Origin of the sequence: Microcoleus sp. AT3-D2 (genome assembly GCF_036705715.1) — a bacterium.
Classification (GTDB): Bacteria; Cyanobacteriota; Cyanobacteriia; order Cyanobacteriales; family Microcoleaceae; genus Microcoleus.
This window is the reverse complement of record NZ_JAUBVE010000092.1, coordinates 1-25108: the sequence shown is the minus strand read 5'-3', so window position 1 is coordinate 25108 and position 25108 is coordinate 1. Positions and strand designations below refer to the sequence as shown.

The 25108-nt window shown below is 46.8% G+C and carries 17 protein-coding genes, 1 pseudogene and 1 CRISPR repeat array; of the genes and pseudogenes, 12 read left to right on the top strand and 6 right to left on the bottom strand.

The window, feature by feature from the left end; genetic code table 11:
• Positions 1–108 precede the first annotated feature (108 nt).
• A CRISPR array of direct repeats spans positions 109–506; the repeat unit is 37 nt; unit sequence GCCGAAAACAACCTAAAACCCTATCAGGGATTGAAAC.
• Positions 507–565: 59 nt separating this feature from the next.
• Positions 566–736 (top strand): annotated as a pseudogene (locus QUB44_RS31280) (transposase); the annotation flags it as partial.
• 124 nt (positions 737–860) lie between these two features.
• Positions 861–1979, top strand: a complete 1119-nt coding sequence (locus QUB44_RS27005) for an alkene reductase (RefSeq protein ID WP_333372359.1) — start codon at positions 861–863, stop codon at positions 1977–1979.
• A 274-nt stretch (positions 1980–2253) separates the two neighbouring features.
• Here the strand turns inward: QUB44_RS27005 and QUB44_RS27000 are convergent, their stop codons facing one another.
• A complete protein-coding gene (locus QUB44_RS27000; RefSeq protein ID WP_333372357.1) occupies positions 2254–2406 on the bottom strand; it encodes a hypothetical protein in 153 nt (50 codons plus the stop codon).
• Between the two features lie 81 nt (positions 2407–2487).
• Between QUB44_RS27000 and QUB44_RS26995 the strand changes: the two genes are divergently transcribed.
• Entirely contained in the window at positions 2488–3495 is a 1008-nt protein-coding gene (locus tag QUB44_RS26995) for a protochlorophyllide reductase (RefSeq protein WP_333099251.1), read from the top strand.
• 589 nt (positions 3496–4084) lie between these two features.
• Positions 4085–6148, top strand: coding sequence for a ShlB/FhaC/HecB family hemolysin secretion/activation protein (locus QUB44_RS26990; RefSeq protein WP_333372355.1), 2064 nt, complete (start codon positions 4085–4087; stop codon positions 6146–6148).
• Positions 6149–6530: 382 nt separating this feature from the next.
• On the opposite strand, the gene QUB44_RS26985 is transcribed toward QUB44_RS26990, so the two are convergent.
• The 3 genes from QUB44_RS26985 to QUB44_RS26975 all read right to left on the bottom strand — a co-directional run bounded on the left by QUB44_RS26985 (position 6531) and on the right by QUB44_RS26975 (position 9109).
• On the bottom strand, positions 6531–8231 hold the full coding sequence (locus QUB44_RS26985) for a hypothetical protein (protein ID WP_333372353.1): 1701 nt from the start codon (positions 8229–8231) through the stop codon (positions 6531–6533).
• Between the two features lie 336 nt (positions 8232–8567).
• The gene (locus QUB44_RS26980) at positions 8568–8900 is read right to left on the bottom strand and encodes a DUF5615 family PIN-like protein (RefSeq protein WP_333165232.1); all 333 of its coding nucleotides are present in this window, start codon (positions 8898–8900) and stop codon (positions 8568–8570) included.
• Entirely contained in the window at positions 8897–9109 is a 213-nt protein-coding gene (locus QUB44_RS26975; protein WP_333372363.1) for a DUF433 domain-containing protein, read from the bottom strand. Before QUB44_RS26975 ends, QUB44_RS26980 begins: the two co-directional genes overlap by 4 nt.
• Before the next feature lie 256 nt (positions 9110–9365).
• Between QUB44_RS26975 and QUB44_RS26970 the strand changes: the two genes are divergently transcribed.
• The 8 genes from QUB44_RS26970 (at position 9366) to cruG (ending at position 24391) form a co-directional block, all read left to right on the top strand.
• On the top strand, positions 9366–9983 hold the full coding sequence (locus QUB44_RS26970; protein ID WP_333372351.1) for a Uma2 family endonuclease: 618 nt from the start codon (positions 9366–9368) through the stop codon (positions 9981–9983).
• Between the two features lie 106 nt (positions 9984–10089).
• Complete coding sequence (locus QUB44_RS26965; RefSeq protein WP_333372349.1) at positions 10090–13032, top strand: two-partner secretion domain-containing protein; 2943 nt, start codon at positions 10090–10092, stop codon at positions 13030–13032.
• Between the two features lie 65 nt (positions 13033–13097).
• Positions 13098–15986, top strand: coding sequence for a two-partner secretion domain-containing protein (locus QUB44_RS26960; RefSeq protein ID WP_333372347.1), 2889 nt, complete (start codon positions 13098–13100; stop codon positions 15984–15986).
• 65 nt (positions 15987–16051) lie between these two features.
• The gene (locus QUB44_RS26955; RefSeq protein ID WP_333372345.1) at positions 16052–18970 is read left to right on the top strand and encodes a two-partner secretion domain-containing protein; all 2919 of its coding nucleotides are present in this window, start codon (positions 16052–16054) and stop codon (positions 18968–18970) included.
• A 111-nt stretch (positions 18971–19081) separates the two neighbouring features.
• On the top strand, positions 19082–21697 hold the full coding sequence (locus QUB44_RS26950) for a CHAT domain-containing protein (protein WP_333372343.1): 2616 nt from the start codon (positions 19082–19084) through the stop codon (positions 21695–21697).
• Positions 21698–21710: 13 nt separating this feature from the next.
• Entirely contained in the window at positions 21711–21905 is a 195-nt protein-coding gene (locus QUB44_RS26945) for a hypothetical protein (protein WP_333372341.1), read from the top strand.
• Positions 21906–21986: 81 nt separating this feature from the next.
• A complete protein-coding gene (gene cruF, locus QUB44_RS26940) occupies positions 21987–22928 on the top strand; it encodes a gamma-carotene 1'-hydroxylase CruF (RefSeq protein WP_333372339.1) in 942 nt (313 codons plus the stop codon).
• A 251-nt stretch (positions 22929–23179) separates the two neighbouring features.
• On the top strand, positions 23180–24391 hold the full coding sequence (gene cruG, locus QUB44_RS26935) for a 2'-O-glycosyltransferase CruG (RefSeq protein WP_333372337.1): 1212 nt from the start codon (positions 23180–23182) through the stop codon (positions 24389–24391).
• Between the two features lie 98 nt (positions 24392–24489).
• Here cruG and QUB44_RS26930 read toward each other — a convergent pair whose 3' ends face one another.
• Both QUB44_RS26930 and QUB44_RS26925 read right to left on the bottom strand, forming a co-directional pair.
• Complete coding sequence (locus tag QUB44_RS26930) at positions 24490–24702, bottom strand: hypothetical protein (RefSeq protein ID WP_333372335.1); 213 nt, start codon at positions 24700–24702, stop codon at positions 24490–24492.
• Between the two features lie 33 nt (positions 24703–24735).
• The gene (locus QUB44_RS26925) at positions 24736–25038 is read right to left on the bottom strand and encodes an ADYC domain-containing protein (RefSeq protein ID WP_333372361.1); all 303 of its coding nucleotides are present in this window, start codon (positions 25036–25038) and stop codon (positions 24736–24738) included.
• Positions 25039–25108 lie beyond the last annotated feature (70 nt).

The following is a 25108-nucleotide window of genomic DNA, read 5'->3' as shown; positions in this document are numbered from 1 at the left end:
TGCAATCATTTGAGGTTTTGGCAATTATGAATTCCTTTGAAATTAAATCTGCTTGAATATCTGCGGAATGTGGGTTATAAGGACCATCAGCCCAAGCTTTATAAATAGGCCGAAAACAACCTAAAACCCTATCAGGGATTGAAACCAGTGAGCGACTGGACTAATCCAAGTTAGAATGCCGAAAACAACCTAAAACCCTATCAGGGATTGAAACGAAGTAAAATTCAGCCTCTTTACCCCACCATTTTTGCCGAAAACAACCTAAAACCCTATCAGGGATTGAAACCAGTATGAGCAATTAATGCGCGAAGTTATGCAGCGACGAGCCGAAAACAACCTAAAACCCTATCAGGGATTGAAACTTATTTTAGAACTTCTCTCTGGTATAATTCAATAGCCGAAAACAACCTAAAACCCTATCAGGGATTGAAACATTGGCAAGTTGGTCGCTATGCGTTCAAGCTTGAGAGCCGAAAACAACCTAAAACCCTATCAGGGATTGAAACCTCGCAGCTATCCATCTCCTTACTCATCTCTTTGGCTAGAAACAAATTTACTTCCAACGCTTCTCACAGCACAGGTGGTGCTCATCGATAATCTCACATTTGATAAAAGTGCTCCGATTCAGGAATTGATTCAAACAGCACGGTGTAGACTATTATATTTACCGCCATACTCTCCAGAGTTTGACAAAATTGAACAAAGTAGAGTTTTGGCTAAAAAGTCAAATTCGTAAACAGCTTGATGAATTTGATTGCTTACATTTTGGCGACCCTTGGATGTCTTGCGCCTTGCATCCTAACACGGGCAGTTGCTATATGTGATTTCCCAGATTATTCAGTTGAAAAAATATCCAAATTATGACCAATCAAACAACTTCTCCACTTTTACTCAGTCCCTTCAAAATCGGAGATTTATCCTTAAAAAACCGAGTAGTCATGGCACCCCTGACGAGAGCCAGAGCCGGTGAAGCGCGGATGCCCAACGCCTTGATGGCAGAGTATTACACTCAACGAGCCTCCGCTGGTTTAATCATTACAGAAGCCACCGTGGTTTCTACTCAAGCTAATGGTTGGCTCAATACGCCCGGTATTTATTCAGATGAACAAGGCGAAGCTTGGAAACAAATTGTGACTGCGGTTCATGCCCACCAAACGCCGATTTTCATGCAGCTTTGGCACTGCGGACGAGCTTCCCACAGCAGTTTTCATGAAAACAATCAATTGCCAGTTGCAGCCTCTGCCATCAAAATAAACGGAGAAGGCATTCATACCCCTGTAGGCAAACAACCCTACGAAACCCCCCGCGCTCTAGAAACCCATGAAATCTCCCTGGTTGTAGAAGATTATCGCAAGGCTGCCGAACGAGCAAAAATGGCAGGTTTTGACGGTGTAGAAATTCACGCGGCAAACGGCTATCTTATTGACACATTCCTGCAAACCAAAACCAATCACCGCACAGATTCCTATGGCGGCTCAGTTGAAAACCGTTACCGTTTTCTTAAGGAAATTGTAGAGGCGATTATCACAGTATTTCCGGCAAACCGAGTGGGAGTTAGGCTGTCCCCCAACGGTAATTTCAATGACATGGGTTCTCCCACTTATCGAGAAGATTTTCTGTATTTCGCGGGGCATTTAAATGCCTATGATTTAGCTTACCTTCACTTGGTGGACGGTTTGGCATTTGGCTTTCATGAATTGGGAACGCCGATGATGATAGGAGAGTTTCGCGATGTATTTACAGGGCCGCTCGTCGGCAACTGCGGATATACTCAAGAACAGGCTGAAACAGCCCTGAGCAGCAAAGTTGCAGATTTAATAGCTTTTGGTCGGGATTTTATCAGCAACCCCGATTTAGTAGAGCGTTTTACTAATGGTTGGCCGCTCAATCCGCCTGCTGAAGTCGGCGTCTGGTATTCTTTTGGGCCTGAAGGTTATATCGATTTCCCTACCTATCAGGAACCCGCAGCTATTTCTTAGTTGAGTTTGTTGGGGCGGGTTTATCAATAATATCATTTCCGGTTACACCGGAATGATGTTGACGGTTGACGGTTGACGCCGTGAACCGTCAACCGTCAACAGTCAACTAGAATTTACTATTCCGATGCTAACGGATTTGATATAAATACCGAGTAAGTGCATCATAGATAATTGTCAACCCGCCCCCCTATAAGATGTATGGTTAATTTCTCCAAATAAGAGTCGAAGTTGGACTCATATTTAATTTTTATCCCCCGTTGAAAACGAGTATTTATTATTTGTAAAAACACTTCTTCTGGCTCCAGCCTCCCGTCTCCAGCCTCCTGCCGCCTGCCTCCCGTCTCCTGCCTCCAATTTCTAGCTTGCCGGCAAAAGTGAGAGCATCCCGGTTGAGATCGAGAACGTTTCCCCATATCCTAATAACCATAGGGTACTTCAAAACATCCAAGCTGCTAGCTCAGCGTTTGAGTGCCTGAAAAAAATCAATAGCGGAAGCGCTTTTAACAAGATGGCACAAAATCACAAATCAACGGTTATCATTACCGGCGCTTCCTCCGGCGTCGGTTTGTACGGCGCGAAAGCTCTCGCAGACAAGGGATGGCACGTAGTCATGGCCTGTCGGGACGTGCGGAAAGCCGGAGACGCCGCGCGAGAGTTGGGCATACCTGAAGGCAGTTTCTCCATCATGGAGATTGACTTGGGCGATTTGGAAAGCGTGCGTAGGTTTGCTCGGGCATTTAAGGCCAGCGGCAGGCCTCTGGACGCTTTGGTGTGCAACGCCGCCATTTATATGCCTTTGATTAAGGAACCGCTGCGGAGCCCGGAGGGTTACGAGTTGACGATGACTACCAATCACCTGGGTCATTTCCTGCTGTGCAACCTGATGATGGAAAATATGAAGCCTTCCTATTATTCCGATGCCAGAATCGTGATTTTGGGAACCGTGACTCACAATCCAGACGAGTTGGGCGGGAAGATTCCGCCGCGCCCGGATTTGGGCAAGTTTGAAGGTTTTGAAGCGGGTTTCAAAGACCCGATTTCGATGGTTGATGGCAAGAAGTTTGAACCCGTCAAGGCTTACAAAGATAGCAAAGTTTGCAACGTACTCACGATGCGGGAATTGCACCGCCGCTTTCACGAATCCACGGGGATTACTTTCACTTCGCTGTATCCGGGATGCGTCGCGGATACGCCACTTTTCCGCAACCACTATCCTTTGTTCCAGAAGCTGTTCCCGCTGTTTCAGAAGAATATCACCGGGGGTTACGTGTCGCAGGAGTTGGCGGGGGAAAGGCTGGCGATGGTGGTTGCTGATCCAGAATACAAGCAATCTGGCGCTTATTGGAGTTGGGGAAATCGCCAGAAAAAAGATGGTAAGTCTTTTGTGCAGAAGGTTTCTCCCCAGGCCCGCGATGATGAAAAAGGCGAGCGGATGTGGGAGTTGAGTGCTAAGTTGGTGGGATTGACTGACGGGGCTCAAATGGGTGCTGCGGCTGGTGCGGGCCGCTCTGCATAATTCACAGTTACAAACCCCCTTTATCAGACTTGGCGGTTGAAACGGCGTCTACGCACAGGAGGTGGGTAGACGCGGATTCAATAATAAAGGGGGTACTAAAGTCGGATTTGGGATGATGCACCAAAATCAAAGAAACCGGGTTTTTTAGTGGCTCTGGGGGTTGTAACTCACATCTTGCACTATTCTTAAGAACAGGCATCTTGCCTGTTCATAAAAAGATTATTGAGAAGGGTGTCAGATCTCAGTTGTAGCGCGTCTTTTCGGACACAACCTGGTTTCTGGTTTACCCTGGTGTCCAGGAATGTTCTTGTCGCTGGATTAGCATGAAAGCGTAGGTTTTGCAATCAAAAAAATTGGTTTTTTTTACCGTTTACGATCGACTTACAGAATATTTTTTCGGATAAGAACCCGGTTGATGCGTAAGTCTTGGGAAATGAACAACGGTCGATCGACCTTTTGGTTTTTAGCCGTTGCGAAACTGTTGGCTGCGACGGCTGTTTCCTTTTTTTGCTGTTAAGATTGGTTTTTACTTGAGGGTGCTCTATTGCGGAAAATATTTTCACCCAATTATTCGAGATAATTTGATTCTATGGCTTGTCGATCGCAAAAACTATTTTTACTCGCTGGAATTTTTGGGTTAGTTTGGCTGGGAAAACCAGCGAAAACATCGGCTAGCACAGTTGAAATTTTGACCTCAAATGTTGAGGATTTGGCAGCAGTTAGCACCGGAGGCGATCGAGGTTTCCTTCCCGATACTAATCTTGACAAACGCGAAGACTTGCCCGTAAAAGACGAGGAAACGCAGTTACCCCCTGAATCAGAACGATCGGCTTTGGCGACAACTCTACGCTTATCCCCACCTGCGGAAATCCCCGACTTAGAGCTGGAAGTGGCAAATTCAGCCGATGATCGCACCTTAAGCACAAAAACTCAAGAAACCGAACTTTTTAACTCAGATCAAAAGCTAGAAGAAAATATTGACCGACAAAAAATTGATTTGGGTATCGATCAAGTCTCGCAACTCAGTCAACTGCCCAACCCAATTCTGCCCAGAGAGCCGGAATCACCTGCACCAACAACCCCGCAACCTCTCCCGCCGTCTCCCCTCCAACCAACCCCGCTAACACCTGTTCCCGGCGATGCTAGACCGGGGATTATAGGTACAATTAGGGTCGATCGCTTTGAATTTGAGGGCAACACAGCTTTTAGCGATGGCGAACTCGCAGAAGTTACGCAACAGTTTGCGGGACGCGAAATCACCTTTGCCGAACTGATCGCAGCAGAAGCAGCCGTTACTCAAAAATATGTAGCCGCAGGATTCCTCAATTCCGGCGCTGTAATCCCCGCCAACCAAACCTTTCCGAGAGAAGGAGGTGTGGTGAAAATTCGGATTGTAGAAGGCGGATTAGATGAAATTGTGATTACTGGAAACAGGCGCTTAAATTCAAATTATGTGCGATCGCGCCTTGAGCGCGCTACCAGACGGCCCCTCAATCGCGATCGGTTGCTGGAAGCCTTGCAACTGCTGCAACTCGACCCCTTGATCGGCAATATTTCCGCCGAACTCCAAGCCGGAAGCCGCCCGGAAAACAGCCGATTAGAAGTGCGCGTCAAAGAAGCAGACAGCTTTAGCGCTGAAGTGTTCGCAGACAACAATCGATCGCCCAGCGTCGGCAGTTTTCGGCGCGGTGTTCGCATCAATCAAGCAAATTTGCTCGGTTTGGGCGACGGATTAGAGGTATCTTATGCTAACACCGACGGCAGCAACGAATTTAACGGCAGCTACACAGTCCCCGTCAACGCGCGCAACGGCACGATTGGGTTCGCTGCGAGTGCTGCTAGCACCAACATCATCGAGGAACCGTTTGATGCTGCTGAAATTGAGGGGAAATCCCGGACTTACGAATTAACTTACCGCCAGCCGATTGTCGAAAAGCCCGATCGCACTTTGGCTTTGGGACTGAGTTTTTCGCGGCAAGAAAGCGATACATTCCTGTCGGGGGAACGATTTGCGCTTTCGGCGGGAGCAAATGAGCGCGGCGAAACGCGGGTTTCGGCTGTGCGCTTTTTTCAAGAATACGTGCAGCGGAGTTCCAGCCAAGTGTTCGCGGCGCGATCGCAGTTTTCCCTCGGCACTAATCTGTTCGGCGCTACTGCGAACGATAGCGGGCCCGACAGCAGCTTTCTGGCGTGGCGCGGACAAGCCCAATACGTGCGGCTGCTAGCCCCAGAAACATTGCTGATAGTGCGTTCTGACATTCAATTAGCCGATCGCCCCCTGCTGTCCCTCGAACAAATTGGGATCGGTGGCGTTCAAAGCGTGCGCGGATACCGCCAAGATTTGCTGTTAACTGATAGCGGTGCGATCGCGTCTGCAGAAGTGCGAATTCCGGTTTGGCGTGTCCCGCAAGTCCAAGGTTTGTTGCAAGTCGCTCCGTTTATCGATTTTGGGTTAGGGTGGAACCATTCGGAGGAAAAGGCGAATCCGGACTCGGATAAACTGCTGGGTGCGGGTTTGGGGCTGGTTTGGCAGATGGGCGATCGGTTGAATGTGCGTTTAGACTACGGTATTCCTTTGATAAATGCTCGATCGGGCGATCGAACTTTGCAGGAAAAAGGCATATACTTTCGGATTAATTACTTTGCTTTCTAAATTTTAAGTTGGGTTGAGTGCGATCGAACCCTACGGTTCGCTTCACCCAACACTTTCATCTTTAGCGCTGACGGTCAAATTTTATTAAGTGGCCGCCTCGATCGCACGATTAAACTGTGGGATATCGCAACCGGATGTTGTATTAGGACGTTGATGGGCGATCGGCTGTATGAAGGTATGAATATTCGAGGGGCAACGGAATTGACGAATGCTCAAAAAGCGACATTGAAAGCGTTAGCGGCTTTTATTTGACACTCTCGATCAAGATTCCGAATCATCTCCAAGATCAGGCAGCGTTTACGAGATAACGGCTAAAGTGAGCGGTGGCAGATAACTTTGAACACGCACCGATAACCTCTGTTCCGTCAGCACCAACGCAGTGTTAGGTGGCTGGCGCATCACTAGACGATTGCAAAAAGTGACTTTCAAGTGAGAGGAGAACATCCGTAGCTTCAACAATAATTCTTTTCAAAACATCAGCACCATTACTTTCTTTCAATCCTAAAGTCTTGGCAATCTTCTTGTAATTATCACCCTTGCGATGGGCTACGCTACTTGAGCGAAGGCTCTGTAAATTCCTCAAGAATTGTATATTCTGCTGATGGTTCGGATAATGATGAGCTTTGAGAAACTGATCGAATTTAGATATTCCCCCCTTTGTGTCAGTATGATCTCCTGGCGTTGCCTTTACAATTTCACTCTCATTTAGAGAATCAATCATAAGCTTTGTAAGGGCAAGGACTTGTGAATCAAATTCCGCCTGACTATTTGTTAGTGGGATATGCAAAGCCTCCAATAGATGTTGGTCAGCTTCATCTAATTTGAGAAAAATCCTCCACCCCATAACTGCTTTCCAATTTTTTGATAATCTGACAAAACAAGCCTTAAACATAAGGTCAATTTGTTCAGGATCAGTAGGTTCTGCCAAAAAGCTACGCTTAAAATTGGCTTTACTAATTTTCCCTTCAGGTGGAACGTTATAACTACGCCAATACATTTGCTCATCTGCTGGTAAATCTTGACCCAAATCTCCAAGGAAGACAACGATATATTCATGATGGTTGTTATCAATTTTCAATCCCCATAATCCTTGACATCTTAGAAATCCATCTTCAACCGAGTATCGCTCTGGATGAGCATAGTACTTCGTAAGCACCTCACGCCGAAAGAAGACAGGTGTGAGATAATTTGGTGCATCTGGATTTGCACCAAAAAAGTTTGCAAGTCTATTTGGACTACAAGAATGTTTTATTAAATCTCCGTTTTCATCCAGTCCAATAATAAAATCCATGTAATCTTCCTCTTCCCTCTCATCAAATGGCCACATTCCGCATCGTTCGAGCGGAAATGGAGGAATAAGTTTCTTTCCAAGCAAATATGAAAGAGACTTATGCTTATCTATATGAAAAATTTTTTCAGAACTTGCTCGAAGTTCATAGTAAGTTAAATCCTGTTTATATTCTAATTTATGGTAAGTTAAATCCTTTTCACTCTCCAATTTGACTGGAAAGTCAGCAAGTAGCAACTCAGAGTATCGCTTTAAGTCAAAATAAATTGCTAAGTGCATTTTCTTCACAGCGAGAAATTGGCGCACTTCTTTGAGGCGTACTTCGACTTTATTGGCTTCAATCCTTGCTACTACAATTTCATCTCCTCTTTCATCAAATTTGAGAAGTTGATTTTTTTCAAAATCGTGGTACAACCGATGGAAGTGTCGAAATTCTTCAATGATTTCGTTATAAGACTCACGAATTCCGTGAAACCTACGATGAATTACAAAAGGTTCTATCTGATCCGATTTCCCAAACCGTAGATAGGAAACTTCTTCATTACCCTGGTTGTGTTTAACAACACAAGCTGGATGCCCGTCTTCAAGATGAAGATCCCAAGAGAGCTGGCTGAAAGAAGTTTCAACATATTCATTTGGAATCAAGGCTGAAAATATACCAAGATTCTCGTCTTCAGTAACTTGATCCAAATAAACAGTTACCCAAGGCTCTCTGCCTAAACTGGGAATAAATGTCTCTCGCCAGTCAGATTGAAGTAGCCATTTCAAATTTGGATCGACACTTTCGGTAGTCATAGCGATAGCCTATCATAAATAGTATTCATTGTACTGTACTTATACAGGCATGACCACAAGTGCCGCACTATCTATTATTAAATAGAGGTGAACGGGGTGTGAAAAGTCAACTTTATGGGTGAAAGAGAGTCTATCTAACACTGGGTCGATCAAAAAACTTGAGACATTCATCAGAACTTACTCAGGCTCGAATGACTGTAATCGATCGCCCCATATTTGTTGTATGAATTTCAGTATTCAACCGTTCTTCCAACTCCGGTGCGTTCTCGTGGCGATCGCCATTCTGTTTTATCCATTTGTAAAAACTGTGGAAAGAGACCCAAAGCCTTCGCTGCATTATGATAAAGCAAGCAGCGATAAATTCTCGTCTTCATAAAATAACTTGATTGCGTTAAAAGACCGACGTAGCAAATTTTCAACTTGCAATGTCGAACAGTTTCCAAGGCGAAGCCAAATAACTTTCGGTGGATTCCCGAATACTAAGCTCAAATCGTGCATATCCGCGTCTTTCGAGACAATCATCAAATTATTATCTTTTGCATAATCCCAAACTACTGGGTCGATCGTTGCTTTCATGCCCACATCTCGAACGTGAAGCGAATTTGGGAAAATATCGCTCAAACTGTTCGGTAACTTGGGCGACAAGTTTTCATCAAAAAGTAATTTCATGCGGATAAGGTCGCGGTCATAAACCGACGCTCGCGGTCAGCAGCATAAGCAATGCAGGCTTTTAAATCTTCTCGCGTCAAGTCGGGAAAATCGTCGAGAATTTCTGCTTCGGTCATCTCGGAAGCCAGGTACTCAAGCACTTCATAAACCGTAATTCGCAAGCCGCGTACACAAGGCTTACCACCGCGTTTATTTGGTTCGATCGTGATGTGGTTTCAGTAGTTCATAAAAAAGCTTGGTAAGATTGTGTTCTCGACCTTTGCAAAATCTTAGCCTATGGCTGTGGATCTGGCAAGGTTGTCAGTTATTTTTAGCGCTGAGGGTCAAATTTTATTAAGTGGCGGTCTCGATCGCTACTTGGGTCGCGAGCGGGGACGCTCGCACTGATACGATCAAAATATATAATTATGATGGAACCGGAAACGATATAAATCCTAACCTAGTTAACACAAGAGGGCTTGTCTTATGGTTCAGACAAAAACTAAACTAACATTTGCAGAGTTTCTCGAAAAGTACCCCGACGGATCGGGCATCTACGAACTTGTAAAGGGAGAGATTGTCAAAGTGGAAGCAACCAGAGCTCATAAAAATGTGGCACGATTTCTAGTATTTGGCTTTAACGATGAAATCAGGCGCTTGGGGCTTGACTATATCGTTGACAAAGATATAGTTTTGAGAACTGTAACAGCTTCAGGACAAGAACAAGGCAGAAATCCTGATGTTGGCGTGGTTAAGGCATCAGTATGGAACAGCAATGTACGTGGCTACGGAGCCCTTACCGAACCTATCCAATTAGCAGTAGAAGTTACCTCAACTAACTGGGAAGACGACTATGTGGATAAGCTAGATGAGTATCAAAGGCTCGGCATTTGTGAGTATTGGATTGTGGACTATTTAGCGATCGCTTCTAGGGCTTATCTAGGAAATCCCAAAATTCCCACAGTTTTCGTTTACTCTTTGGAAAATGGCAGTTATTTAGTTCAAAGTTTTACAGGTAATGACCGGATTATCTCTAAAAGTTTTCCCGAACTAGAAATCACAGTCGAGCAACTTGTACTCAGCAGCCAAATTCAAAACATTTAGAGAAACGAGATGAGATTACATCGATAAAATTTATCCTGGAAAGAGTGTTTTTATGCCTCCATTCCATTACTGTTTACTATTTTCACCATTCTCAAAAACAGGCAAAATGCCTGTTCCACAAATACTAGATTTTATCGTAGGGTGGGCATCTAGCCTGCCCGTAAGTTACTCCCTACTGTTTGCTTTCCTGTTGCTATTTCCCACTTCCGCGATCGCCCAAATCATCCCCGATAATACCCTGGGCCCGGAAAGTTCGCGAACAGTTCCCGATACAATCAATAACTTACCCTCAGATAGAATCACTGGCGGTGCAACTCGCGGCGTTAACCTCTTTCACAGTTGGCGCGAATTTAACATCCGTGAAGGGCGGGGAGCTTATTTTGAAAATCCCAGCGGAATCGCCAACATATTCACCCGCGTTACAGGCCCAAACCCTTCAAATATTTTAGGAACTCTGGGAGTTTTAGGCAACGGCAATTTATTTTTAATTAACCCGAAAGGAATTATATTCGGACCGAATGCTCGGTTAGATGTGCGCGGTTCATTTCTGGCTTCAACGGGTGACGGTATTGTGTTTAATAACGGCTTTGAATTCAGCAGCACCAATCCGCAAACATCCCCGCTGTTAACCGTTAATATTCCCGTTGGTTTAAGATTTAGAGACAATCCCAGTGCAATTGTCAATCAATCGACGGCTGTAGGAAAGGTAAACCTGCCAGCCTCTGCTGTGCCAATCCCAATTAGCGATCGAGTTGGTTTAGCAGTAGAACCAGGTCAAACTTTAGCACTCATTGGTGGCGACATCCAACTGCAAGGTGGCAATTTAACCGCCAGCGGGGGACAAATTTCACTCGGTAGCGCAGCGAGTCCCGGTTTAGTTAATTTTGCAATGACAGCGGGGGAAAAGGGAAATTTAACTTTAAATTATGACAATATTCAAAACTTCGGCAATATTCAAATATCCGATGGATCACTTATCAACACTAGCGGAATTGGTGGTGGCAGAGTAGAGTTAAAAGGTGGAAATCTCGCCCTCAGCGGTGCGCGAATTTATGCGATGACACTGGGAAATATTGATGGTAGAGGTATCGATATCACCGCTCAAAAGTTGCGAGTGGAAAACGGCACACAATTTTCTACTCTGACTCTAGGAAATGGTGCAGGAGGAAATATCAACTTGCGGGCTGCTGATTCAATAGAAATGATCGGGCTGGGAGTTGAGGGCTATCAAGAGGTTGCAATTAAATATTTGGTATCGGGAACTACAGACCCCTTTGACCCGCTAATGATGCTGTTTAATGCTAGTGCTGGTGCTGGTTCGGGGGGCGATATTACGATCGACACTGGCCGCCTGCTCTTCAACAATGGGGTAGTAGGTAGCGGTATCACTTTTGGCGGTGGAAATGGCGGAAATTTAATCATCCGCGCCAATACTTTTGAGATGGTGGGTTCTGGAATTAACAGCGGGACAGCTAAAGAAAGTACCGGTACGGGAGGAAGCATTAGTGTTGATGTCGCGAGATTAATTATGCGCGACGGTTCTCTTCTGACTACGACGAGTTACAGCAGCGGGCCGTCGGGGAATATCAACATTAAAGCTGCTGAATCAGTAGAATTGTCTAACACCGGCCGGACAACAGTTGTGTCAAGCGGAATTAGCACCCTGAGTATCGGCTCAAACGGAAGGGCGGGGAATATTAACGTCGATACCAAGCGGTTGACTCTCTCTGGGGGTTCTGCGTTTACAGTAGGAACGGGTGTTTTAGTGGGCAGGTTTTTGTTTTCAAGGGATGGCGGGCCTGCTGGAAATTTAACAGTTACCGCTACTGAATCAGTAGAAATTTCAGGTATTTCTCAACTTTTGAGCAGCGGAATTCAGAGTGCTAGTGCGCTGAGTTCTGGAACTTTGAGTTCTAGTCCGGGCGGGGATATTCGCATTGATACGCCAAGCCTAACCGTGCGGGATGGGGCGGTAGTTTCTACGAGTTCTTTGGGTGTAGGAGATGTGGGGAATATTACTATTAATGCCGATCGCATTGAGGTCAGTGGCAGCGGAAATAACGGTCTGTTTGTCAGTACAATTGATGCTTCGGTGGGCAAGATATTTGGTACTAATCCCAATGCTACGGCAAATGCCGGTTCGTTGAATCTGAATGCCGATCGACTAATTGTCAAAGATGGAGCTACAGTGACGGTGCAGGCGACGGGAACCGGACGCGCTGGTAATATTAATGTTGTCGCAAATTCGATCGCTCTTGACAACAAAGCGAGGATTGACGGTACGACTGTATCCGGTACAGGAGCAAATATTAACCTCCAAGCGCGAGACATCCAATTGCGCCACAACAGCCAAATTACCACCGATGCAGGCAGTTCAGACGGCGGCAATATCAACATCAACAGCGACATTCTTGTCGCCCTCCCGCAAGAAAACAGCGACATCACAGCCAACGCCCGCACAGCAGGCGGCGGCCGCGTAAATATCAATGTCCCCAATGTTTTTGGTTTTACAGCAGCCAGCCGCGAACAAGTCAGAAGCAGGTTGGGGCTCAGTGACGCCGAATTTGCAGCGTTGCAAGTAAGCCCTACTTCTCTGCTTCCAAGCAGCGACATTGCCGCTATTTCCCAAAGTGGTGGCCCGGCTTTGCAAGGGGCGGTAACATTTAGTTCTGTTGGAGTGAATCCCGTTCAAGGTTTAGTGGAACTGCCCCAAAATGTGGTCAATCCGACTGCGTTAATTGCCGCAAATCCCTGCATCCAAGGGGCCGAGAACGAGTTTATTATGACTGGCCGCGGGGGATTGCCACCAAGTCCTAATGAAGTTCTCAGCAGCGCAGGAGAACCGTTTCCGTGGGTGGAACCAGCGCGAGGTGGAAGTCAGCAAGTAGAAGGCGAAAGAGTATCCATAGAAATTCGGCAAAAAGAAATTATTCCCGCTCAAGGTTGGGTAATAGATGAGCAAGAACAAGTAACTCTATTAGCCTATAATTCAGGTGGTGGTGCATCTCTTCGCAGTCCGAAATCGACGGGTGTTTGCGTACCTCAATAGGTACTCTTGAGGTTTTAGCTAATCCCTCCCTATTTCCCTAATATTAAATTAACCACAATTAAAAGATGCGCCGCCAATCTTCCGCCCTATTTTTTGCATTTTTACTGCTGTTTCCTTTTCCGGCGATCGCCCAAATCATCCCCGATAATAGCTTGGGTACAGAAAGTTCCCGCACAGTTCCCGACAGGATTAATAACTTACCATCGGACAGAATAGAAGGCGGTGCAACTCGTGGCGTCAACCTATTTCACAGCTTGCGGGAATTTAACATCCGTGAAGGGCGGGGAGCCTATTTTGCCAATCCCAGCGGAATTGCCAACATCTTCACCCGCGTGACGGGCGGCAACCCTTCTAATATTTTAGGAACTCTGGGAGTTTTGGGAAACGGCAATTTATTTTTAATTAACCCAAAAGGGATTGTCTTTGGCCCCAATGCTCGGTTAGATTTGCGCGGTTCATTTTTAGCAAGTTCTGCTGATAGCGTAGTTTTCAATAATGGCTATCAATTCACCAGCAATCCGCAATCAGTACCGCTGTTAAATGTCAATATACCTATCGGTTTAAATTTTCGAGAAAATTCAGGTAAAATCATTAACAATTCAGCAGCACCAGCCTTGAATTTACCACAATTACCTCCGGGAATCCCGCCGATTTTTAATAACATGGGCTTAGAAGTTGATCCCGGACAAACTCTCGCCCTAGTGGGGGGAGATATTGGAGTAAATCAGGGAACACTCACTGCATCTACCGGACAAATTTTGCTGGGTAGTGTCGCTAGTCCGGGGATGGTTGGATTGGAATCAACGCCATTTGGATTAAGTTTAAACTATGACAAGATTTCCAACTTTGGTAATATTGAAATAACCAACGGCTCACGGATCAACACCAGTGGAGTTGGTGGCGGGAAAGTCGAGATTCGAGGTGGAAATGTCAACCTCAACGGTGGGCGAATTTATGCACTGACTTTGGGAAATATCGATGGTAGGGGTATCGACATTAACGCCCAAAATTTTCGGGCCCAAGGTGGAACGCAAATCTCCACGCTGACAGCAGGAAGTGGTGCCGGAGGCGCTATCAACATCCGCGCTACCGACTCAGTAGAAACGCTCGGAATTGGATTAGATAACTATAGAGTGTTTGGTGGTAACTATACGGTATCTGGCTCTTTCGACCCTTTTGACCCACAACTTCTGCTGATAACTGGCACTAATAGCATGGGAGCCGCCGGAAACCTCACGATTGATACGGGAAAACTGTTGATAGACAATGGAAGCGCATTGACTACCACCACGTTAGGTACTGGCAACGCCGGAAATATTACCATCCGTGCCGGGGTTTTAGATATGGTCGCTTCTGCAATCCACAGTGGCCCACTTTTGGGGAGTACGGGTAGGGGAGGAAATATCACCTTTGAGGGAAAACGTTTAACCGTAAGCGATGGTGCTGCTCTGATCAGCCTCACCCGCGGTGAAGGAGGAGCGGGGAATATCAACATTAAAGCGAATGAATCAGTAGAAGTGCTGCGGACTCCCACTGGAAGTCCCGTAGCAAGTTTAATTGGCTCAACTGCGAGCGGTTTGAATGGGCAAGCCGGGGACATTAATATCGACACGAAGCGGTTGATTATCTCTGAAGGAGGCGGAATTAGTTTATCTAGCGGAGCAGTTGTGGGCAACCAACCCTTGAATACAACTGGGGGGCCCGGAGGTAATTTGACAGTTAGGGCCAGTGAGTCAGTAACAGTCGAGGGTTTTTCTGGAGTTTTGGCGAACGGGAGTCGGAATCCCAGTTTCATTTGCGCTGATGCCAATACTGCTAATCGGGGAGGGAGTATCAACATTTCTACACCTGTACTGACTCTCCGGGGTGGAGGAGTTATTAGCACTGCATCTTTAGGCCAAGGAGATGCAGGAAGTATCACGATCGATGCGGGTCGTGTAGAAGTTATTGGGAATGGGGGTCAAGGTGAATTTAACAGTCAAATTCAGACTTCCGTTGGGATTGCATCTGACATTATAGATCCTAATGCTACGGCTAACGGAGGTTCGTTGAATCTAAATGTCGGGGAATTGATTCTTCGCAATGAAGGAACACTCAATCTGCAAGCTTTGGGATCGGGACGGGCTGGTAACATTAACGTGAAAGCAGACTCAATTTTTCTTGACAACCAAAGCAGCATTGACGGTAGAACGGCATCCGGCCCCGGAGCAAATATTAACCTTGAAGCACGAGATATCCAGTTGCGCCGAGGCAGCAGAATTACAACTGATGCAAGTATTTCTGATGGTGGCAATATCAACATTAAAAGCGATATTCTGGTGGCTTTACCCAACGAAAATAGCGATATTACTGCCAATGCGCGATCGGCCCAAGGTGGTCGGGTTAATATTAATGTCCCCAATGTTTTCGGGTTTACATCAGTGGCTCGTGAACAGGTTCGAGCGAGTTTGGGATTAACAAATGTTGAATTTGGTGCGTTGCAAGTAAGTCCGACTTCTCTAATTCCTACCAGCGATATTGCGGCTATTTCCCAAAGTAGCGGCCCGGCTTTGCAAGGTACTGTAACATTTAGTTCTTCTGGGGTGAATCCTGCTCAAGGTTTAGTGGAACTGCCACAAAATGTGGTCAATCCGGCTGCGTTAATTGCTGCAAATCCCTGCATCCAAGGAGCCGAGAGCGAGTTTACCGCTACTGGGAAAGGAGGAGTGCCACTAAGTCCTAATGATGTTCTCAGCAGCCCTCTATCGCCGTTGCCTTGGGTGGAACCAGCGGTAGGTGGAAGTCAGGAAATAGAAGGTCAAAGACCATCCCTCGAAATTCGACCCACAGAAATTATTCCCGCTCAAGGTTGGGTAATGGACGATCGAGGACAAGTAAGGCTGGTAGCGTATAATTCTGGTGGTGGTGCATCTCTTCGCAGTCCGAAACCGACGGGTGTCTGCGTACCTCAATAGGTACTCTTCAGGTTTTAGCTAACCCGTCGCTATTTTCCTCATAATAAATTAACAGGAATTAAAAGATGCCCCGCCAATCTTCCGCCCTATTTTTTGCATTTTTACTGCTGTTTCCTGTTCCTGCGATCGCCCAAATCATCCCCGATAGCAGCTTGGGTGCAGAAAGTTCGCGCACAGTTCCCGACACGATTAATAATTTACCCTCGGACAGAATAGAAGGCGGTGCAACTCGCGGCGTTAACCTCTTTCACAGCTTGCGCGAATTTAACATCCGTGAAGGGCGGGGAGCCTATTTTGCCAATCCCAGCGGAATTGCCAACATCTTCACCCGCGTTACTGGTGGCAACCCTTCTAATATTTTAGGAACTCTAGGAGTTTTGGGAAACAGTAACTTGTTTTTAATTAACCCCAAAGGGATTGTCTTTGGCCCCAATGCTCGGTTAGATTTGCGCGGCTCATTTATCGGTTCTACTGGTAGCGGAATTGTTTTTAATAATGGCTTTGAATTTAGTGCAGCTAATTCTAATGCAGTGCCATTGCTAGCGATTAATATTCCTGTGGGTTTGAGATTTAGAGACAATTCCGGCACAATAGTCAACTCTTCCCAAGCTATTGGCCCCACACCAACCTTACCGCCACTACCCATAGAAATCCCTGTTTCTAACAAACTTGGTTTAGCAGTAGATCCAGGTCAAACTTTAGCATTAATTGGCGGTGACATCCAACTGGTAGGAGGAAATTTAACAGCTTATACCGGACAAATATTACTGGGAAGTGTGAAAAGTCCCGGTTTAGTACAATTTGAACCAACGGCTTTGGGGGTGAATTTAAACTACAACAATATTCAGAATTTCGGCAACGTTAAAATGAACGGTGCATTGATAAATACCAGCGGATCGGGCGGTGGTAAAATTGACATCAGGGGTTCAAATGTCACCGTCAGTAGTTCGGGAATTTATAGCCTAATACTTGGAAATATTGATGGCAGAAGTATTGATATTAATGCCCAAAACTTGCGAGTAGATAAAGGGTCGCAAATTCTCACCGCCACATTGGCAGATGGGAAGGGGAACGATTTAAACATCCACGCTACTGACTCAGTAGAAATGAGCGGGCTGGGAATTGAAGGCTATCAGCGATTTTATAGCCAATATTTACCCTCTGGAACGTTCAACCCTTTTGACCCGCAAATTGTTCTGAGTGCTGGCACTGCTGGCAGTGGAGCCGCCGGAGAGATTAACATTGACACCGGACGGCTGTTGCTGCGCGATGGGGTACTGGGCGGTACAGTCACTTTTAGTGCTGGAAATGCCGGAAATCTGAATATCCGTGCTAACACCATCGAACTCGTCAGTTCAGCGCTCAGTAGCGGAACAAATCGCGGAAGTAGCGGTCAGAGCGGAAGCATAACTATTGACGCACAAAGGTTAATCATGCGCGATGGCTCCAATCTCGTTAGCGTCAGCCGCAGTGATGGAGCATCGGGGGATATCGCGATTAAAACGCAGGAATCTGTAGAATTGTCGGGAGGAATCCCTGGAAGTCTGGCGCGAACTACGATCAGCACGAACTCTTTCGATGGGAATGGGAAAGCCGGGGATATTACCATCGACACTAAGCGGCTGACTGTTTCTGATGGAGCCTCAGCTAGTTTATCGACGGGTTCGATTATTGGCGAAACCGTGTTTTCTACCAGTGGGGGGCCTGGAGGAAATTTAACTATCAGAGCTTCAGAGTCGATAGAAGTGAGCGGCGTGTCTGGAGTTTTAGGGGATGCGGGCTTCGCAGGGAGTTCTCTGGCTACTCAAAGTACAAGCTCTGGTAGCGGTGGAGATATCCGCCTCTCTACGCCCATGCTCGCTGTAAGAAATGGGGGTATTATTTCTGCGGCTTCTTTGGGTGCAGGAGATGCGGGAGATATTACAATTAATGCCGATCGCGTAGAAGTGCAAGGCATTGGGAGTAACAGTGAGTTGAGAAGTGGAATTGAGGCTTCGGCTGGTAGGGCATTTACTTTAGTCAATCCCAATGCTACCGGAAATGCGGGTTCGTTGAATTTGAATGCTAATCAATTGATGCTTCGGGATAGTGCAGTGGTTAATGTTCAATCTTCAGGAACAGGTAGAGCTGGCAATATTAACGTTGTAGCTAACTCCATTTCCCTGGATAATAAAAGCATAATTGATGGCACGACAGTCTCTGGTACAGGGGCAAATATTAACCTGCAAGCGCAAGATATTCAGTTGCGGCGCGGCAGTAGAATCACCACGGATGCAGGTATTTCTGAGGGCGGTAATATCAGAATTAATAGCGATATTTTGGTAGCTTTACCGCGAGAGAATAGTGATATTACAGCTAATGCTCGCACAGCTAGGGGCGGACAAGTTACGGTCAATGTGCCAAATATCTTTGGCTTTACAAGCCTTAACCGCGACCAAGCCAGGAGTAGTTTAGGACTGACTGATGCTCAATTTGCAGCGTTGCAAGTAAGTCCTACATCTTTAATTCCTACCAGCGATATTGCGGCGATTTCCCAAAGTAGCGGCCCGGCTTTGCAAGGTACTGTAACATTTAGTTCTTCTGGAGTTAATCCCGCTCAAGGTTTAGTGGAACTGCCGCAAAATGTGGTGAATCCGGCTGCGTTAATTGCTGCAAATCCCTGCATCAGAGGGGCCGAGAGCGAGTTTACTGCTACTGGGAAAGGAGGAGTGCCTCCAAGTCCTAATGATGCCCTCAGCAGCCCTCTATCACCGTTGCCGTGGGTAGAAGAGGCAGGAAGTTCGGCAACTAGCAATGTAGAGGATTTAACCGATGTAACCGATCGAGGGAATCAGGAAGAAGGGCAAATCCCCGATCGGGAAGTTGTTCCGGCGCAAGGTTGGGTAGTGAATGGGAAAGGAGAAGTTACGCTTGTTGGATATAATCCGGGTAATGCTGCTGACTCTCGCAATCCTCGACCGAGTTCTGTTTGTGTGCCGCGTTGAAATTAGGTTGTTTTTCAACCGCAGATGTAGGCGGATTAACGCAGATCAAGAATAAGATGTATTTGGGTTAATTAGTATGTGTGTCTGCGGTTGTAATTTTATTTTCTAAATATGAAGTTTACCCGATCGCTCCGGCAAGTAATTCTGTTATTTGTGATTTCCTGTCTGCTAGCAGTTGCGATTCCTCCCGGAGTTGCTCAGATTAATCCACCAGAAGCGGTGCAGCTTGTCCGACAAGCTCGAACTCTTTACCAAGAGGAACGTTTTTCGGAGGCTGTACCGTTGTTGCAGCAAGCAGCGGCGCAGTTTGAGGCAAAAGGCGAAAATCTCGATCGCGCCACAGCTTTGAGCAATTTAGCTGCAACCTACGGGCAGTTGGGGCTTTGGGAAGAAGCAGAAAAAGCTATAAATTCGAGTTTGTCGGCTGTGCGAACACAGGCAAAAACTCCCGAACAGCAGCGGATTTTGGCTGAAACTCTCAACATTCAAGGACAGTTGCAACTTGAACAGGGGCAGACTCAAGATGCGATCGAGATTTGGACGCAAGCTGCTAAAATTTTCGAGCAAATTGATAGAAAAAACCAACTTTTTCAAGTTCAAATTAATCAAATTCGGGCTTGGGAACTTCTCGGACTTTACCCTAGAGCTTGCAAAATGCTGTTAGCTTCTTTCAAGTTGGAAAACCAAACTTGCGAAGTTTCGACAGCGGGTTTGGAAACTTTGAAAAATGGGTCGGTTTCCCTCGAACAAGTCCGGGCAATTCATGCTTTAGGGCGGGTGCTGCGGGTTTTGGGACAACTGGAACGATCGCAGGATGTGCTGTCGGCTGGACTCGAAGTCGCCCAAAAATTAGGTTCCCGGTCAGAGGAGGCTGCAATTTATCTCAATCTGGGCAATACGGTACGGGCTAAAAGCAATAAACCGGGTTTGACACCAGAACAGCGGGGTGATTGGGAACGCTTTGCCCTAGAGTATTATGGTCGATCGATCCAGGCGACCCCGGATCGATCGCTCCTACAAATTCAAGCAAAGTTAAACCAATTGAGTTTGTTGATCGATCGCCAAGATTGGTCTGAAGCAGAGGCTTTGTGGCGTTCTATCGAACCTCAAACTGCTCAATTGGGGTCGAACCGCGCCGGACTTTACGCTCAAATTAATCTAGCTCAAAGCTTGATGAAATTATCTCAGTCGCCTGCAGAAACTTTGAGTTTAAGCGATATTGACACAATGCTCGATCGCTCTGTCGAACCCGCAAACAGTTTGGGCGATAAACGAATACAAGCTTATGTTCTGGCAGCGAAAGGCAAACTATCGGAAATCCAACAGCAGTACCAGAAAGCGGAAAATCTCACAATTCAGGCTTTGAGTTTAGCACCGGCTTTTCAATCTCCCGATATTGCTTACCAATTGTTTTGGCAACTGGGACGGATTCGGAAAGCTCAGGGAAATACAGAAGGAGCGATCAATCAATATACTCAAGCTGTGAATGTACTGTCTTCTCTGCGGGGCGATTTGGTGACAGTCAATCCCGAAGTGCAATTTTCGTTTCGGGAAAGTGCCGAACCGGTTTATCGGGAATTAGTCGGGATGCTTTTGCAAGAGGAATCTCCCAGTCAAACTAAATTGAAACTAGCGCGCCAAACGGTGGAATCTTTGCAGTTGGCGGAATTGGACAACTTTTTTCGGGATGCTTGCGCTGATGCTAAACCAAAGTCGATCGAGGAAATTGATCCGACAGCGGCGGTGATTTATCCGATTATTTTGAGCGATCGTTTGGAGGTAATTTTGTCAATTCCCGGCAAACCCCTGCGTCGCTACGCTACTGTGAAGTCTCAATCTGAGTTGGAAACTGCCTTCAGGCAAGCCAAAAATCTCATCAGGCCTGCTGCTTTCCCCCGCAACAGGAGGCAACCCGTTGAACAGGTTTATGACTGGTTAATCCGCCCCGCAGAGGCGGATTTGACCGCCGCCGGGATTAAAACCCTGGTATTTGTGCTCGACGGTTATTTGCGGAATCTGCCGATGGCTGTGCTGCACGACGGTGAAAAGTTTTTGGTAGAAAAATACAGCATTGCTTTGGCACCGGGATTGCAATTGCTGGCACCGAAACCGCTGAACAAAGTCAAGTTAAAAGTGCTCACCGCTGCCCTCTCCGAAGCGCGTCAAGGCTTCTCGGCTTTGCCGGGGGTGAAGGAGGAAGTTGAACAAATTGCAGCCGAGATGCCGGCGAGTTCGCTGCTGAATGAAGATTTTGTCAGCGGGCGATTGCACGATCAAATTAAAGCTTTGTCTTACCCGATCGTCCATTTGGCAACTCACGGTCAGTTTAGCTCGAATGCGGCGGATACTTTTATTGTGACTTGGGATCAGAAAGTGAATGTTAAGCAGTTCGATCAACTGCTGCGAGCCCGCACTGGGGAGAAACAACAGCCGATCGAACTTTTGGTTTTGAGCGCTTGCGAAACTGCTTCGGGCGATAACCGCGCCGCTTTGGGTTTGGCCGGGGCCGCAATTCGATCGGGTGCCCGCAGCACCGCCGCCACCCTTTGGCAAGTCAACGACGAATCTACAGCTATCTTTATGACTGAGTTTTACAAGCAACTGGCTTCTTCTAAAACCAGCAAAGCTGAAGCCCTCCGCAACGCTCAATTAACTCTGTTGCAAAACCAACAGTATCAGAATCCGTATTTCTGGGCGCCTTTCGTGCTTGTCGGCAATTGGCAGTAATTTAAGATCGGAAATGGGGAATTGGGAATTGGGCATGGGGCATGGGGCATTGGGCATTGGGCATTGGGCATCGGGAATCGGGCATGGGGCATGGGGCATGGGGCATTGGGCATTGGGCAACAGTCAACAGTCAACAGCCAACAGTCAACAGTCAACAGACAACAGTCAACAGTCAACAGTCAACAGTCAACAGTCAACAGACAACTGACTCAAATGCAGTTGGTTTTTTGTTAAAGTTTGTAAACTGTTAAGAGTGCTTTTTGCATCTAATATTTTTTCGAGGAGTCCCATGAAGCAACTTTTGATTGCTGAGCGCTTTTGCCTGATTGCCCACGTCTTGTCAATGGCTTTTGGATTGGCAGGGTTGCTGCTGATTTTACCCCGTCCCGAATTGGTGATGAGTTTGCCACCAGCAGGGCAAACGCTATTCCAATGGGGGATGGCTGGGGGTGGAGTAGTTTATATCATCTTTGGTGCTGCAGCGGTTGCTCTCTATGCCTTGCGGACGTTGGGTTGGGGTGCAACTCTGGCTTTTTTACTGCCTTCTGTGTTTTTGTCCTTGAGTAGCGAGTTGTTGGGAACGAGTACGGGTTTTCCCTTCGGCCACTACCATTATTTGAGCGGTTTGGGCTACAAAATTGCAGGGCTGGTTCCGTTTACAATTCCCCTGTCGTGGTTTTATCTGGGGCTGGTTTCATACATAATTGCTCGCGCTGGACTAGCTGGCGGTAAAGGTGAACTCAATTGGGTGCGCCAAATAGGGGCGATCGCCCTTGGTGCTTTGCTGCTAACAGCTTGGGATTTTGTACTAGATCCGGCGATGAGTCAAACTGCTGTTCCTTTTTGGGAGTTTGAGGAACTTGGGGCTTTCTTTGGGATGCCTTACCGCAATTTGGCTGGCTGGATGGGTACAGGGGCGCTATTTATGTCTGTAGCAGCTTTCTTGTGGAGAAAAACACCGATTAAATTAGAGCGATCGGAATTGGGTTTGCCCTTAATTGTTTATTTGGTAAACTTTGCTTTCGGAGCAATTATCACTGTAGTTTCCTTGGATTCTCGGTTCTGGTTCCCGACATCGCTAGCGGTGCTTCTGGGTGTAGTTCCGGCGATCGCGTTAAGCTGGATCGCTAAACCCGCAACAGGTGACGTAACCGAAACAATGCCCTCTTTGGAGACATCTGTTATCACGGCTAAAATTCCACCTGAACCCGTGGGCGTTTTGCGTAAGTGAGTTGCTAGTGAGCAACCCCGGCTGATTTAGCAAAAATTTACACTAAATTTTGAGCTAGTTTAAAAACCCGGTTTCTACAAGAAACCGGGTTTTTTAGTGGTGATTTTTTCATACCCAATTCCTGTAATATGTTTGAGGCAAAAATTTTATTAAATTTTTAAAATTGATACCAATTAAAAAAAAATGAACTGTAAATAAGCTCCCAACCCATATCCAGTAAGTCATTCCCAATTATTCAATTCTTTAATAGTATGGTTTTCCCGATCGCCCCTCACCAGTTCCCCGAAGTGCTCACAAGTATCATCCCTGTCGCACTCTTGCTGCTGCAATTGCCTGCTGCAGCCATTCTGATGTCGCGTTTGATTAAAGGCCCATCGCGCATTCCGCCCCTGGAACCCGATTCGCCGACGCTGGATTTGTTGGGTGCTTGTACTGCGGTAGTACCGACTTTGAACGAAGCCGATCGAATTTCGCCTTGTTTGGAAGGATTGAGCCGCCAAAGTTACGAACTCCGAGAAGCGATCGTGGTTGACAGCTATTCGGTAGACGGAACCGGAGATTTAGTCAAAGCAGCAGCACAAAAAGACCCCCGGTTTCGCTTGATTAACGACGATCCGCTGCCGGCGGGTTGGGTAGGGCGTCCGTGGGCGCTGAATGCGGGTTTTTTGGCAAGTTCCGAGAAGTGCGAGTGGATTTTGGGGATAGATGCGGATACTGTGCCGCATCCGGGTTTGATTGCGAGTTTGCTGAAGACGGCGAAAGCTGGAAATTACGATTTGATTTCGCTGTCGCCGCAGTTTATCCTCAAGTATCCGGGGGAGTTGTGGCTGCAACCTGCTTTGTTAATGACTTTGGTTTATCGGTTCGGGCCGACGGGGACTGGCGGGGATGTGCCGGAACGGGTGATGGCGAACGGTCAGTGTTTTCTCTGTAAGCGCGAGGTTTTGGTGGCATTGGGGGGCTATGAGGTCGCGAGGGGTTCTTTTTGCGATGATGTGACTTTGGCTCGCTATGCGGCTGCTAAGGGCTTTAAGGTGGGCTTTTTGGATGGGGCTAAGGTGTTGAAGGTGCGGATGTATGAGGGGGCGATCGAGACTTGGAATGAATGGGGTCGATCGCTGGATTTGAAAGATGCTGCTTCTGGCGGTCAAATTTGGGGCGATTTGTGGCTGTTGCTGGCGGTTCAAGGTTTGCCGGTGCCGATTGTGTTGTGCTATTTGCTGTTTGGTTCGCTGCCGCCGGTTGCTGTATTTCCGCACTTTTGGCTGTTGGGATTGAATGTATTTTTGGTTGCAGTGCGATCGGCTTTGTGTTTTGCGATCGCACCTTCTTACGATACAACTGGGGCATCGGGTAAATGGCTGTTTTGGCTGTCACCTTTGGCCGATCCGTTGGCGTTTTTGCGAATTCTCATTTCTGCTTTAAATCAGCCTACTCAGTGGCGCGGCCGCAAATATAGTTAGGTTGGAGCAACCGAACATAATATAAGGACACAACAATGTTGTGTCCCTACAAAATTTTGACAAATATAAGCTGTTCTCTGTTTTTATCCTTCGATACGCTAAGGGCCTTTTCTTACCAGCGAATCATTGAACAGCAACGAATCTGACCGATTCTGTTTCACTTTTTCAGCAGTTGTCCCACCACCGCTCTCATTAATGCGCTCATTAAGTTTGTTAGGACATTCTTGGCGAATTTCAGATAATGTATCATACCATCTCGGTCGATTGATAAAAGTCGCACCTTCTGGACTCCAAGCTGCTTCAAATACCATCCCGCTGTTGGGGGTTTTCTTTTGAATACCAAGCTAGTCATAGATGTCAATGGGAGTTCCCTCTCGCGTGTAGCCTTTGCCGTTTCCGCAGTAATCGGCCCGTGTCATGCGCGTGCAAGCTTGGTGATAGTCTCGCAGTGACTTGCCTTTGACATTCTTCCAAGGTTTGTAACCCATGCGAATGCACTTAGCGAGAACTCCACTTGTACAGCCAAAGGTCATGAGATCGCTGGATTCTGTGTGCTTTCCTGTCTCATCCCACGAACCCGTCAGCGGAATTGCCTTGGCGACATTCTCGGCATCAGGAGTACACAAATTCTTCCATTGAGAATCCAGGGCTATTTCATTCTAAACAGCTTCTTCAAAACGTCTAGACCATAGCCCGCGAGCCGTTGTGCCTGTGCCA

Bases quoted from the DNA above. Each gene is read 5' to 3' on its own strand.
- QUB44_RS26960 (WP_333372347.1), top strand. From the start codon at position 13,098: ATGCGCCGCCAATCTTCCGCCCTATTTTTTGCATTTTTACTGCTGTTT.
- QUB44_RS26965 (WP_333372349.1), top strand. From the start codon at position 10,090: ATGCCTGTTCCACAAATACTAGATTTTATCGTAGGGTGGGCATCTAGC.
- QUB44_RS26945 (WP_333372341.1), top strand. From the start codon at position 21,711: ATGGGGAATTGGGAATTGGGCATGGGGCATGGGGCATTGGGCATTGGG.
- QUB44_RS26995 (WP_333099251.1), top strand. From the start codon at position 2,488: ATGGCACAAAATCACAAATCAACGGTTATCATTACCGGCGCTTCCTCC.
- cruF (WP_333372339.1), top strand. From the start codon at position 21,987: ATGAAGCAACTTTTGATTGCTGAGCGCTTTTGCCTGATTGCCCACGTC.
- QUB44_RS26955 (WP_333372345.1), top strand. From the start codon at position 16,052: ATGCCCCGCCAATCTTCCGCCCTATTTTTTGCATTTTTACTGCTGTTT.
- QUB44_RS26970 (WP_333372351.1), top strand. From the start codon at position 9,366: ATGGTTCAGACAAAAACTAAACTAACATTTGCAGAGTTTCTCGAAAAG.
- QUB44_RS26985 (WP_333372353.1), bottom strand. From the start codon at position 8,231: ATGACTACCGAAAGTGTCGATCCAAATTTGAAATGGCTACTTCAATCT.
- QUB44_RS26980 (WP_333165232.1), bottom strand. From the start codon at position 8,900: ATGAAATTACTTTTTGATGAAAACTTGTCGCCCAAGTTACCGAACAGT.
- QUB44_RS26950 (WP_333372343.1), top strand. From the start codon at position 19,082: ATGAAGTTTACCCGATCGCTCCGGCAAGTAATTCTGTTATTTGTGATT.
- QUB44_RS27000 (WP_333372357.1), bottom strand. From the start codon at position 2,406: ATGGTTATTAGGATATGGGGAAACGTTCTCGATCTCAACCGGGATGCT.
- QUB44_RS27005 (WP_333372359.1), top strand. From the start codon at position 861: ATGACCAATCAAACAACTTCTCCACTTTTACTCAGTCCCTTCAAAATC.
- QUB44_RS26930 (WP_333372335.1), bottom strand. From the start codon at position 24,702: ATGGTATTTGAAGCAGCTTGGAGTCCAGAAGGTGCGACTTTTATCAAT.
- QUB44_RS26990 (WP_333372355.1), top strand. From the start codon at position 4,085: ATGGCTTGTCGATCGCAAAAACTATTTTTACTCGCTGGAATTTTTGGG.
- cruG (WP_333372337.1), top strand. From the start codon at position 23,180: ATGGTTTTCCCGATCGCCCCTCACCAGTTCCCCGAAGTGCTCACAAGT.